This window comes from Pseudomonas sp. LP_7_YM (genome assembly GCF_004364435.1).
Lineage (GTDB): Bacteria > Pseudomonadota > Gammaproteobacteria > Pseudomonadales > Pseudomonadaceae > Aquipseudomonas.
Map to the genome: position 1 here is coordinate 1,071,183 of NZ_SOCT01000001.1, position 12,371 is coordinate 1,083,553.

General features: G+C 59.8%; 10 protein-coding genes and 1 pseudogene. 9 read left to right on the top strand and 2 right to left on the bottom strand.

Annotation, left to right across the window (positions count from 1 at the left end; all coding sequences use genetic code 11):
- Position 1 precedes the first annotated feature (1 nt).
- The 8 genes from EC915_RS04790 to moaA all read left to right on the top strand — a co-directional run bounded on the left by EC915_RS04790 (position 2) and on the right by moaA (position 8,509).
- Positions 2-796, top strand: coding sequence for an ABC transporter permease (locus tag EC915_RS04790; RefSeq protein WP_133749349.1), 795 nt, complete (start codon positions 2-4; stop codon positions 794-796).
- A 52-nt stretch (positions 797-848) separates the two neighbouring features.
- Complete coding sequence (locus EC915_RS04795; RefSeq protein WP_133749350.1) at positions 849-1,139, top strand: (2Fe-2S)-binding protein; 291 nt, start codon at positions 849-851, stop codon at positions 1,137-1,139.
- Complete coding sequence (locus tag EC915_RS04800) at positions 1,136-2,497, top strand: NAD(P)/FAD-dependent oxidoreductase (RefSeq protein WP_133749351.1); 1,362 nt, start codon at positions 1,136-1,138, stop codon at positions 2,495-2,497. The genes EC915_RS04795 and EC915_RS04800 overlap by 4 nt, the downstream gene beginning before the upstream one ends.
- A complete protein-coding gene (locus EC915_RS04805) occupies positions 2,494-3,666 on the top strand; it encodes an FAD-binding oxidoreductase (RefSeq protein ID WP_133749352.1) in 1,173 nt (390 codons plus the stop codon). Before EC915_RS04800 ends, EC915_RS04805 begins: the two co-directional genes overlap by 4 nt.
- A gap of 29 nt (positions 3,667-3,695) precedes the next feature.
- On the top strand, positions 3,696-4,748 hold the full coding sequence (locus tag EC915_RS04810) for an ABC transporter substrate-binding protein (RefSeq protein WP_133749430.1): 1,053 nt from the start codon (positions 3,696-3,698) through the stop codon (positions 4,746-4,748).
- A gap of 242 nt (positions 4,749-4,990) precedes the next feature.
- Positions 4,991-6,340, top strand: coding sequence for a sodium:proton antiporter (locus tag EC915_RS04815; protein WP_133749353.1), 1,350 nt, complete (start codon positions 4,991-4,993; stop codon positions 6,338-6,340).
- Positions 6,341-6,607: 267 nt separating this feature from the next.
- Entirely contained in the window at positions 6,608-7,435 is an 828-nt protein-coding gene (locus tag EC915_RS04820) for a formate/nitrite transporter family protein (RefSeq protein WP_133749354.1), read from the top strand.
- A gap of 75 nt (positions 7,436-7,510) precedes the next feature.
- Positions 7,511-8,509: a GTP 3',8-cyclase MoaA gene (gene moaA, locus EC915_RS04825; RefSeq protein ID WP_133749355.1), complete on the top strand. Its 999-nt coding sequence runs from the start codon at positions 7,511-7,513 to the stop codon at positions 8,507-8,509.
- Positions 8,510-8,602: 93 nt separating this feature from the next.
- Here moaA and EC915_RS04830 read toward each other — a convergent pair whose 3' ends face one another.
- Together EC915_RS04830 and EC915_RS04835 are read right to left on the bottom strand one after the other, a co-directional pair.
- Positions 8,603-9,931, bottom strand: a complete 1,329-nt coding sequence (locus EC915_RS04830) for an OprD family porin (RefSeq protein ID WP_133749356.1) — start codon at positions 9,929-9,931, stop codon at positions 8,603-8,605.
- A 562-nt stretch (positions 9,932-10,493) separates the two neighbouring features.
- A pseudogene (locus EC915_RS04835) lies at positions 10,494-11,690 on the bottom strand (pyridoxal phosphate-dependent aminotransferase); the annotation flags it as partial.
- A gap of 291 nt (positions 11,691-11,981) precedes the next feature.
- On the opposite strand from EC915_RS04835, the gene copC reads away from it, so the two are divergent.
- Positions 11,982-12,368 carry a copper homeostasis periplasmic binding protein CopC gene (copC, locus tag EC915_RS04840; RefSeq protein WP_133749358.1) on the top strand — a complete coding sequence of 129 codons (387 nt, stop codon included), beginning with the start codon at positions 11,982-11,984 and terminating at the stop codon, positions 12,366-12,368.
- Positions 12,369-12,371 lie beyond the last annotated feature (3 nt).

Here is a 12,371-nt window from a genome sequence, read left to right on the forward strand (position 1 = left end):
GATGGCCAAAAATGGTCCTTTGGCCCTGTCCTTCCATGCTCTGGTGGTGCTGTTCATGCTCGCGCCGCTGACCGTGGTATGTCTGGTGGCGTTCACCCCGGAAAATACCCTGAGCCTGCCGTGGCACGGGTTTTCCCTGCGCTGGTTCAAAGCCGTGTTCGAGCGCGCCGACTTCATTCAGTCGTTCTATAACAGCCTGATTCTGGCGGTGGTTGCGGCGACGCTGGCGACGCTGATCGCCGTGCCGGCAGCGCTGGCGATCACACGCTGTCGGTTTCCGGGGCGCAACCTTCTCAACGGCCTGTTCCTGTCGCCGGTCATCATTCCGCATCTGGTGCTGGGCGTGGCGATGCTGCGCCTGTTCGCCCTGATGGGGGTCAATGGCAGCTTTGTCTGGCTGATGTTTGCCCATGTGGTGGTGATCACGCCTTATATCCTGCGTCTGGTGATCGCTGCCGCCATTGGTGTCGACCGAAGCGCCGAACAAGCCGCCGAATCGCTGGGTGCCGGTCGTTTCACGCTGTTCCGGCAGATCACCCTGCCGATGATCCTGCCGGGTGTAGCCGGTGGCTGGCTGCTGGCGTTCATCAACAGTTTCGACGAAGTCACTCTTTCGATCTTTGTTACCTCGCCGTCGACTCAGACCCTGCCGGTGCGCATGTACGTCTATGCCACCGAATCCATCGACCCGATGATGGCCGCAGTGTCGGCGCTGGTAATCGCCCTGACCGCCGCGACCATGATCATTCTCGACCGGGTCTACGGCCTGGACCGTGTGCTGGTGGGGCGTCACTGATGAAACAGGAATCGATGGTTCACAACCATTTGGGGCTCAAAGAGAACGCACCATGGCACTGCTGAAACGACTGGCCGAATACGACCGCGAGGTCCTGACGTTCACCCTCGACGGTCAGCCCGCCAGCGGCCTGCGAGGCGACACGCTGCTGACCGCCGTGCTGACTGGTGCGGATCACCTGCGCGGCAGTGACTTTAGCGCCGAGCCCCGGGCCGGCTTCTGCCTGATGGGTGCGTGTCAGGACTGCTGGGTCAAACTGGGTGACGGCCGCCGGGTGCGGGCCTGCTCGACACCGCTGGAAGCCGGGCTGAGTGTCAGCCGCGAGCCGGGGCGCTGCGCATGAGCACCTCCGATATCGTCATCGTCGGTGCGGGGCCCGCAGGCGTCCGCGCCGCACAGACCCTGGTGGCCTATGGTCAACGACCTTGCCTTATAGATGAGAGCCTGCGCGGCGGCGGTCAGATCTATCGCCGACAGCCAGCGAATTTCAAGCGCCCGGCCAAGGCGTTGTATGGCTTCGAGACGTCGAAAGCCCAAGCCCTGCATGCAGCGCTTGATGGCCTCGAAGGCGATATCGATTATCGCCCTGAAACGCTGGTGTGGAACGCCCAACAGTACGCGCTCGACACGCTGGCCCATGGCGTTGCCGCGCAGGTGCCGTACAAGCGGCTGATCGTGGCGACCGGTGCCACCGACCGGATCCTGCCCGTACCTGGCTGGACCCTGCCCGGCGTTTACAGTCTGGGGGCCGCGCAGATTGCCTTGAAGTTCCAGGGTTGCGTCATTGGCGAGCGGGTAGTATTCGCAGGCAGTGGACCTTTGCTGTATCTGGTCGCCTTCCAATACGCCAAGGCCGGTGCGAAGGTGCTGGCGGTGCTCGACAGCGCACCGCTGATCGCCCAGACCCGCGCACTGCCCGCGCTGCTGCGCCAACCGGCGACCCTGGCCAAGGGCATCTATTACCGCAGTTGGCTGACCGCTCATGGCATACCGGTGCATCAGGGCGTTGAGCTGTACGACATTGTCGGTCAGCAGCGCGTGGCGGGCGTGCATTGGCGCAAAGGCGAGCTCACGCGCTCCCTCGATTGTGACGGTGTGGCATTCGCCCATGGCTTGCGCAGCGAAAGCCAGCTGGCAGATCTGCTCGGTTGCGAATTTAACTGGAGCCCACTCAATCGCGCCTGGCTGCCGCTGCGCGATGACCGAGGACGAAGCAGCGTGGCGGATGTTTACCTCGCAGGCGACGGCGCGGGCATCATGGGCGCGGACGCTGCGGAGCTGGCTGGAGAGCTGACTGCATTGACTCTACTGGGTGACAGCGGGCAACACATCGATAAGGCGCGCGTCGGTCACTTGCAAGGCAAGCTGGGCGCGATTCAGCGTTTCCGTCATGGCCTGGAAACCGCTTTCCCGTTCCCTGAAACCTGGGCGGCCAAGGCCCCGGACGCGATGACCATCTGCCGTTGCGAAGAGGTCAGCGCAAGCGACATCCGTCAAAGCGTTGCCGAGGGCCATTGGGAACTCAATCGGGTCAAGGCCATGTGCCGGGTCGGCATGGGTCGCTGTCAGGGGCGCATGTGCGGGCTGGCAGCTGCCGAAATTGTCGCTCAGGCGTCGGGACTCGACATCGCCAGCATCGGCAGGCTGCGCGGCCAGGCTCCGATCAAGCCCATTACCTTCGGTGTCGAGGCTGAACAATGAGCCTGCCTATCGATGTGGACGCGGTGGTCATCGGTGGCGGCATTGTGGGCGCTTCGGCGGCGCTGTTCCTGGCCAAAGCCGGCCAGCGGGTAACGCTGCTGGAACGGGATTTTTTCGGCTCGCATTCCAGCGGCGTCAATTATGGCGGCGTGCGTCGTCAAGGCCGGCCCCTGCCGCAGTTGCCGCTGTCGCAAAGGGCTCACGGCATCTGGAGCGACCTGCAAGGGCTGATTGGCACCGACGGTGAATACCTGCGTTCCGGCCATTTGAAGCTGGCCCGCAGCGACAGGGACATGGCGGCGCTGGAGGCATATGAAAAAGCCGCCCGGGGTTTTGGTCTGGACCTGCAACTGCTCGACAGGGCCCAACTGCGTGCGCGATTTCCCTGGGCCGGTGACGTGGCGGTGGGCGCCTCTTTGTGCGCCGACGACGGCCACGCCAACCCACGGATCGTGTCGCCCGCTTTTGCAGGTGCGGCCCGGGGCGCAGGCGCTCAGGTCTTCGAACAGGCCCACGTGACGGAAGTGATGCACGACGGCCATGCTTTTAATGTAAGAACCGCCAGCGGCCTGCATGTTCGCGCACCGTGGCTGTTGAACTGCGCCGGGGCCTGGGCGGCAGCGTTGGCCGAGCAGTTTGGTGAAGCGGTGCCCATGCGCACGGGCCATCCGGCAATGCTGATCACCGAACCGCTGCCGATGTTCATGGACGTCAGCACCGGTGTCGAAGGTGGCGGGATTTATGCCCGGCAAGTGGCAAGGGGCAACTGTGTGCTCGGTGGCGGTCAGGGCTTCCCTCTGGATCCGACCAAGGCTCGCCCCGGCCGGGCGGCGATTCTGGAAATACTGCGCAATGCCGTCGAGCTGTATCCGCCGTTGGCGGGCGCACAGGCGATTCGCACCTGGAGCGGCACCGAAGGTTATCTGCCGGACCGCGAACCCGTGCTCGGCGCCAGCGCGACGCAACCGGGGCTGCTGCACGGTTTCGGCTTTGCCGGCTCCGGTTTTCAGATCGGCCCGGCCGCTGGAGAGGCACTGGCACAGATCGTCTGCAGCGGCGCCCCGACTATCGCGCTCGACGCGTTCTCGATCAGCCGCTTCAAAAAGGTCTTGCAACCTGTAGCGCTCGACACCGTCGTGCCCGGTAGCGCGGCCAACATTACCCTTTAGCCCAGAGGAAGATCGCAGCCATGAAGCACATGAAAAGCGCCAAATGTTTCGCCCTGACCGGCTTGTCCTGTCTGCCGCTTGCTGCACTGATAGCGTCGATGCCTGCTCACGCAGAAACGATTCTGTACCTGGGCATGAACGGCGGCACCATGGAACGCCTGTATGCCGATCAGGTGTTGCCAGCGTTCGAGAAGGCCAACAACGTCAAGGTGGTGATTGTGCCGGGCACCTCATCGGACATCCTCGCCAAGGTCCAGGCCAGCAAGGACAACCCCCAGATGCACGTGATGTTTCTCGACGACGGCATCATGTACCGGGCGATTTCCATGGGCCTGTGCGGCAAGCTGCAACCGAGTGCCACGCTGGCCGACATTCCGGCAAAGGGCAGGATCAAGGACGAAGCGGTGGCCGTGAGTCTGGGCGTTACGGGCCTGGCCTACAACAGCAAAATGTTCCAGGAGAATGGCTGGAGCGCGCCGACCTCGTGGGCAGACATGGCTGACAAGCGCTACAAGGACAAGCTGGTATTCCAGTCGCTGGCCTCCTCGACGTTCGGCCTGCACGGTTTCCTGATGTTCAACCGCTTGCAGGGCGGCGATGAGACCAATGTCGAACCCGGCTTCAAGGCCTGGCCGAATACTGTCGGGCCAAACGTGCTGGAATACATCGCAAGCTCGGCAAAGATTTCGGAAATGGTGCAGACCGGTGAAGCGGCGCTATTCCCGCTCACGCCGACTCAGGTCACGGCGCTGAAACTCAAGGGTATTGCGGTGGAGTACGCGCCGCCCAAGGAAGGTGCGGTGGTGCTGAACGTCGCCGAATGCACCATCGCCAACAATGATCAGCCTGAACTGGCGCAAAAGCTGGCGGAGTTCCTGCTCACCCCGCAAGCCCAGGCGCCTGCGCTTGAAATGGGCGATCAGATCCCGTCCAACCCGAAAACCCCGACCAGCGACAAGACCCGGGGCCAGGTAGAGGCGATGAACAAATACCTGGAAACCGCGGTGACCCTCGACTGGGATCAGGTCAATAAGATTCGTCCGCAGTGGAATGCGCGCTGGAGCCGGACCATCGAACGTTAGAGGCTGGTGTTGTCCAGGTCAGGAGCCAGACGTTGAGTGGCCCGCAGCAAGATAGAGTGTTGCGGGCCTCGGTCGCCAGTAAAGACGAAGATCCGGTGGGAGACGCCGCAGATTAGGACAGCAGCGAACGCGGTGCATCAGGGGCTGATGCGTCGCTTATTGAAACATTTTGTCAACTATCCCCCGCTCGTACAGTCACACAAACACGTTCCCCCTACCTACTGACGTGATGACGAGGCCGGATGAGTTTCATTCTATGCATGACCGTGCTCGGTGTTCTGCTGATGCTGCTGGCACTGACTTCTTCTTACCTGCGCTGGATGCCGGTCACCACCTCAGCGGTGTGCCTGGCGTTCGGCGCGTGCATGGGGCCCTGGGGGCTGGATCTCGTTCAGATCGATATTCGTGACGGTCGACACTGGCTGGAACGGTTGACCGAAGTCGCTGTGCTTTTTTCGCTGTTCAATACCGGCATAAAGCTGCGCCTGCCGTTGCATCGTTCTGCGTGGCATTCGGCCTATCTGCTAGCGGTGCCGGTCATGCTGGCGACCATTGTCGGCGTCTGTCTTACTGCACATTATCTGCTCGACCTGTCATGGCCGGTGTCGCTGCTGCTGGGCGCGATGCTGTCCCCCACCGACCCGGTACTGGCCGGCCTGGTGCAGGTCAACAACGCGCAGGATTTCGACCGGGTACGCTTTGGCCTGTCGGGAGAGGCGGGACTTAACGACGGTACTGCGTTTCCGTTCGTCATCTTTGCGTTGCTCTTCCTCAGCCACGGTGCGGCAGATTTCAGCTGGGTGCAGGGTTGGTTGCTGAAGAACATCCTGTGGGGCGTGCCGGTGGGGCTGCTGGTGGGCTACGGACTGGGACGGGGCGTGGGGCACCTGATGATCTACCTGCGCATCAAGAACGCCGACAGCACCAGCTCTCCGAACGACTTCCTGGCGCTGGCATTGATCGCCATCGCTTATGTCACCGCAGAGGGATTGGGCGCTTTCGGCTTCCTCTCGGTGTTTGCCGCAGGGTTGGGGCTGCGTCGGGCCGAAGTGCGTACCACGCGATCAGACGTCCCCGCCGAGCATGTGGCCAAGCCGGTGTTGGGCCATATGAACAGCGATCCGCAGGCGGGCACGGTCACCCGGCATGAGGAACTCAGCGACTCGCAGTTGGCCGCCGGGATCATGATGGGGGACATGCTGGCGTTCGGCAGTCTGGTGGAGCGAGCCATGGAAGTGCTGCTGATCACCCTGCTGGGCGCGGTCATCGCTTTCTACTGGGACTGGCGTGCAATGGGATTGGGCTTGGCCTTGTTTTGCGTCATCAGACCATTGAGCGTCTGGTTGTTGATCAGTGGTCGGCTGCTCACCCGACCGCAAAAAGCGCTGGTGGGCTGGTTCGGCATCCGCGGCATCGGCACCCTTTATTACCTCTGCTACGCGCTGACTCACGGGGTGCCAATGGAGGCAGGGAAAACCATCATCGGCTTGACGCTGTCAGTGGTTGCGCTGAGCATTTTGCTGCACGGCATCAGCATTCAACCCCTGCTGGAACGCTATGAGCGCAGCGTCGCACGGGACGATGAAAAGTGAGTTGATAGAGCCGCTCGATGAATTCATCGGAACAAGCGATTGGACGCTCCCGCTCCCGATAGGTAGCTTGCTCATCAACTAACCACCTGTTTTTGGCCGTAGCAACATTGCGGCCAAACGTCGCACTTCGTTGCTTTCAATGGATAGGCGCCGTGTCTGCTGACACGCTCGCGCATCAAGACCGGACGCTTGAAAACCACCCCGAAATCTGCGTGGCGCGCGGCCCCCTGTCGCAATGCCGGCCCTTGCGTACGAGTCCTTGAAAGAATGTCCATCAATAGTCCCCAACAAATCGCTGAAATTTCCATCGAAGCCGGTGTAAAGAAATCGCACTTGCCCACGGTGTCAATCCTGGTGCTGGGCTTTCTGGCCGGAGCCTTCATCGCCTTGGGCTTTCTGCTGGATATCCATGTCAGCACTATGATCCCCGGGCCATGGGCGTCGCTGGGTAATTTGATGGGAGCGGCAGTGTTCCCTGTTGGACTGATCCTGACCATTCTGGCCGGCGGCGAGTTGCTGACGGGCAACATGATGACCCTGCCGACCGCGATGTTCGCCGGCCGAATTTCCGCAGGCGCTGTAGCCCGTAACTGGCTCCTGGTGACGTTTGCCAACCTGGTGGGCGCGTTGTTCATCGCTTATTTCTTCGGCCACGTATTGGGCCTGACCGAAGGCGCTTTCCTGGCCAAGACACTGGCCATTGCCAAGGCCAAGGCCAGTGCCGACTTCGGCCAGGCGCTCATTTCAGGGATCGGCTGTAACTGGCTGGTGTGTCTGGCGGTGTGGTTGTCCTTCGCCAGCAAGGACGTCACTGGCAAGATTTTGGGTATGTGGTTTCCGATCATGGCCTTTGTGGCGATCGGCTTCCAGCACGTGGTAGCGAACATGTTCATCATCCCCGCCGCCATTTTTGCCGATGCGCTGACCTGGTTCGATTTCGTCGAGAACTTCTTCCCCGTATTCCTCGGTAACGCGGTTGGGGGTGCAATTTTCGTCGGGCTGGCGTATTACGTCTCCTACTCGAAGGCTGCACAAGCCCAGGTCACCGTTGAACACGCTGCGAGCGTCGAGCAACCGGTGGGCCAAAAGATTTAACGATTCGGTCGCGTGCTGCTCTAACCAGCAGGCACGCGACCTGCTTCTGCCACGCAGCACGCTGTAGAGGAACACATGTCCGATCGAGTTCTGATAGACGGGTACTCACGCAAAGTCGATTACGTGCGTATGTCGGTGACCGATCGCTGCGATTTCCGCTGCGTGTATTGCATGGCAGAAGACATGACCTTCCTGCCCCGCCAGCAGATCCTCTCTCTGGAAGAAATCCTGCAGATCGCCGAACGCTTCGTCGCGCTGGGCACCAAGAAGATTCGTCTGACAGGGGGAGAGCCGCTAGTCCGCGCCGGCATCGTCGGGCTTTGCAAGAATATTGCCGCCCTGCCCGGCCTGCGCGAGCTGTGCATGACCACCAATGGCTCGCAGCTGGAAAAGCTCGCTGCGCCGCTGTTCGACGCAGGGCTCAAACGTCTGAACGTCAGCCTCGACAGCCTTGATCCCGTGCGTTTCAAGGAACTGACCCGCACCGGTGATCTGGACAAGGTGATTGCCGGGATCGATGCCGCCAACGCCGCAGGTTTCACCCACACCAAGCTCAACTGCGTGGTGATGCAGGGGCGCAACGATCACGAGATCAACGACCTAGTGGCCTTCGCCATCGGCCGGGGCCTGGACATTACCTTCATCGAAGAAATGCCGCTGGGCATCATCAGCGAGCACAGCCGCGCCGAATCGTTTTTCTCCAGTGATCAGGTGCGCGAGCGCATTGCCGAACGCTATACCCTGATCAGCTCCACCGAATCGACCCAAGGCCCTTCTCGCTACTGGCGTCTGGCCGAAGCACCGCATATTCGCATCGGCTTCATCTCGCCGCATAGCCACAACTTCTGCGCCACCTGCAACCGCGTGCGCGTGACCGTCGAAGGACGTCTGTTGTTGTGCCTGGGCAACGAACACTCCGCCGACCTCAAATCTACGCTGCGGGCACACCCCGGCCAACCGGAGAAGCTGGAAAAGGCCATCATCGAAGCGATGAAACTCAAGCCTTACAAGCACACGTTCGAAATCAATGACGATGTGCAGGTTGTGCGGTTCATGAACATGACGGGCGGATAGACCAGTACCCACAGACGCCTCTGACACAGTCTCAAGGCAAAAAGCCAGGCGATTTGACAGATCGCCTGGCTTTTGTTCGAGTGAATGCCGGCGTCAGAACACGTTGATCGGGTAGTCAGCGATCAGACGCAGCTCGTTGTTATCCCCCTCCCCCTGATCAGCATTGGCGCGGTGAAACGACTGACGCATGCGCAGCGACAGATCCTTCGCCGGCCCGGTCTGCACCACATACTTGGCCTCGATATCGGTTTCATGATGCCTGCCATCATCCCCATATCCATAGTTCACATAGGTGCTGTTGGACGGCATATGTGAGCCGTCGATATTGTCCCCAGTGATATAACGCGCCATGAAACTAAGACCCGGTACACCATAGCTGGCCATGTTCAAGTCATAACGTGCCTGCCATGATTTCTCACCCGGACCGTTAAAGTCGGAATATTGCACCGAGTTCGCCAGCAAGATCGAGTCCGCTGTATCGCCGGGACCGTTGGTACCAAAAGCCACATAGTCAAATGGCGTATTGCCATGAATTTTCTGATAAGCCAGTGTAAGGGTATGCGCTGTCAGGAATGAATAAGCCGCTGCCAGCGACCACGCAGTGTTGCTGATATCGCCTGCTTTGGCCGAACCTGCGTCGCTGGTGCGGTAAATGTTGAAATCAAAGTTGACCGACTGACCGTCAACGATGGCCTGGGTGTAATTCAGATTGCCGTAGTACTGATCCCATACATCCTTGAGGTTGGAGGCGTACAGACTCGCCGTCAGGTTGTCGTTGAACGAATACTTGCCGCCGGCATAGTCAATGCTGGAGGCGGCCACGTTCGCATATGACGCATAGATATCATGGTCGTGGCTGGTGGTGACGGGCCCGCTACTGGAAGTGAAATGACCACCATCGAGTTCAAGACCGGCGATATCGCTGCTCAGCAGATTGAAACCGGTCGCAGTCTGCGGGAACAGTCGCGAGCCACCCGCCGCAAAGACCGGCGCGGCCGGCATCAGATCGCCGTATCGCAGTTCAGTCTTGGAAATACGCATCTTGATGGCGCCGCCCGCAGTGCCGTACTCATCTTCTGGCTCGCCATGGCGATCCACCGGCAAGTTACCGGTGCCCGAAGTGCCTGCGCCGCCATCAAGCTTGAGGCCCCAATACCCATAGGCATCTACACCGAAACCCACGGAGCCCTGGGTGAAGCCGGAGCTGAAATTGCCCAGCACGCCCTGTGTCCAGTCTTTGCGGTCGCCACCGCCGTTCTTACCATCATGATTGAAGTAATAGTTCTTGAGATGAACAGTCAGACTGCTGTCTTCGACAAAACCCTTGGTTTCGGACTGATCGCTGACAACCCCCGCTGCTGCCAGCTGGCTCACGCTCAGCGAAACCGCCAGGGTTACCAGGTTCCATTTCACAGACATCATTATTATCCCCTGTCTCAGTTAAGGCCCAACGTTCCGCAGACCCTGATATACAGGGCATCCTCCCGAGTTCAGGCCAGATATGAAACGATGGAAATCGCGCTATGGCAGATGGGTAAATACATCTATACCGTCATTGATCTTCACGGCAAATCTACAGCCTTTGGGCCATTTCGTTGTTGTTGGCGTGAGGTCACTCAGACCTCAGGTTTTACTGTATGTGCCTGCGAGGCGAAAAAACTTTTAGCACTTCCCATCCGACGGGGCACGAATCGCTCGTGATAATCACTATCGATTATCGTAATAGTTCGAGCCGACAACGCGGTGTTACCTTGGGCGGCGATGAAGCACACGAATCGATGACCTGATGAATCCGCAGCATCAGGTGATCGAATCCTGCTCCACTTCATCATTCCTTTGGTAAGACTTTTAGCCACCTCACGTCAGTGCGGTGGCTTTTTTATTAGCTATCCATTCATGCTGATTTCATCATCCGGGCCATTCACCGATGCAACTTTGCGCTTCCCGAATAACCCGCTCACGTCTTCGAATAACCCCGCATCTGTATTGGCGGGCGGCATGCGGGCTGATTCGCCAGTCCCTTCACAAAACTGGCCATACGTTCACAGGCCTTTGCCAACTGATCCTCGCCCAACGTAAATGACAGCCGGACGAACCCCTGAGCGGGCTCACCGAAGGCTGCGGCGTCGAGCACTGACACTCCCGTCTCACGAAACAGCCTCCAGGCGAATTCCAGAGAGGTCAGGCCAGTGCTGCGAACGTCGACCAACACGAACATGCCTGCGTCCGGTTCCAGGACGGTAATTCCCGGACAATCGCTCAGTCGCCCCACCACCAGATCGCGGCGGCATTTATAGGTATCACGCATGCTCCCGGTGACTTCATCATGCGCCAGTACCGCTGCAAGCGCCCCTTCCATGACGAACCCCGGCAAGCCATACAGCATGCTCAGCGCCAGATTCTCCGCGTGCGCGATCAATTGAGCGTCGGCCAGCATCCAGCCAATGCGCCAACCGGTCATGGCGTGGGATTTGGACAGGCTGCCGATTACCACGCAGCGCCTTTCCATACCGGGCAGGCTAGCCAGACTCAGATGCTCACGCCCGTAGCACAGGCTTTCATACACTTCATCTACGACGACCCAAAGGTCATGGGCAATGGCCAGATCAGCGATGATCTGCAACTCCTCGCGGTCGAGGACCACACCCGTTGGGTTATTGGGATTGGACAGGAAGATCGCCCGGGTGCGTTCAGTGATCGCGTCCGCCAGGTTCCGCGCGTTCAGGCGAAAGCCTGACCCTGCATCGCAGGTGGCGCGCACAAGGGTGGCGCCAGAAGCCCTGAGCGTCGCTTCATAGGTCACGTACATCGGATCAAGCGCCACAACCTCGTCACCCGCCTGCAGCAGGCACATCGATGCCATGAATAACGCGTTCTGCGCACCGGCGACGACAATGACATTCTGCTTTTCAACCGCACGGCCAAGCCTGGCTGAATAACGGGCAGCGATCGCTTCACGCAGCCTGGGCCGACCGGGGATGTCTGCGTAATGCGTGTCGCCGCTGCGCAGTGCACCGATGGCAGCCTCGCTGATGAACTCGGGGGTGGCGAAATCCGGATCGCCGATGCTCAGGATGATGACATCCTGGCCTTCGCGTTGAGCGTCGAAGGCTGCGTGATGAATGTCCCACGCAGCAACGCCGTGGCCGGAAATTCGTTCGACGAAAGGTGAAAAACGCATGCCGGGGCCTCTTTAATACAATGACAGGCAGATCGCTGACAGCCTCGGGCAACCGGCTGGACGGCCAACATAGATCAGACCGGACAGGGGTTCAATAGGCCCTGCTGTGGTTCAACGTCTCCTGATTTTTTAAAAAGCCATCTGCCAAAGCCTTGCGTGCACATCGGCTTTAACTGGAGTCCGGGGTCACTTTCTGGTCTAGTAGCGCTCGTATAAACCGGAATCGACAGGTATCGATTTCTGACACGAACGATGCTGCAAAACGCTGCTGCAAAACCAAAGGTGCCCTTGATGTCTGCCCAACGTGTAAAGCTCGCCCTCTCCCTCCTTTCTTTCGTGGCCTGCCTGAGCAGCAGCACCGCCTTCGCCCATGCCCATTTGGAAACCCAGCTCCCGGCCGCCGACAGCGAAGTGACGCCGCCCAAAGAACTGCGCCTGAATTTTTCTGAAGGCGTGGAGGAGCAGTTCACCAAAGTCGCGATCAGCCTCGACGGCCCCGGCGCCAGCACTGAAATCATCCAGACCCAGAGTGTGGCTACCGATCCTGCCGACAAAAAAGTGTTGATCGTAGTCCCGGCAGTGCCGCTGGCACCGGGCAGCTACAAGGTCGAGTGGCACGCGGTGTCCGTCGACACCCACAAAAGCGAAGGCGTCTACCGCTTTAAGGTGACGCAGTAACGC

Coding starts and splice junctions, on each gene's coding strand:
- EC915_RS04790 (WP_133749349.1), top strand. CDS start 2: ATGGCCAAAAATGGTCCTTTGGCCCTGTCCTTCCATGCTCTGGTGGTG.
- EC915_RS04795 (WP_133749350.1), top strand. CDS start 849: ATGGCACTGCTGAAACGACTGGCCGAATACGACCGCGAGGTCCTGACG.
- EC915_RS04800 (WP_133749351.1), top strand. CDS start 1,136: ATGAGCACCTCCGATATCGTCATCGTCGGTGCGGGGCCCGCAGGCGTC.
- EC915_RS04805 (WP_133749352.1), top strand. CDS start 2,494: ATGAGCCTGCCTATCGATGTGGACGCGGTGGTCATCGGTGGCGGCATT.
- EC915_RS04810 (WP_133749430.1), top strand. CDS start 3,696: ATGAAAAGCGCCAAATGTTTCGCCCTGACCGGCTTGTCCTGTCTGCCG.
- EC915_RS04815 (WP_133749353.1), top strand. CDS start 4,991: ATGAGTTTCATTCTATGCATGACCGTGCTCGGTGTTCTGCTGATGCTG.
- EC915_RS04820 (WP_133749354.1), top strand. CDS start 6,608: ATGTCCATCAATAGTCCCCAACAAATCGCTGAAATTTCCATCGAAGCC.
- moaA (WP_133749355.1), top strand. CDS start 7,511: ATGTCCGATCGAGTTCTGATAGACGGGTACTCACGCAAAGTCGATTAC.
- EC915_RS04830 (WP_133749356.1), bottom strand. CDS start 9,931: ATGATGTCTGTGAAATGGAACCTGGTAACCCTGGCGGTTTCGCTGAGC.
- copC (WP_133749358.1), top strand. CDS start 11,982: ATGTCTGCCCAACGTGTAAAGCTCGCCCTCTCCCTCCTTTCTTTCGTG.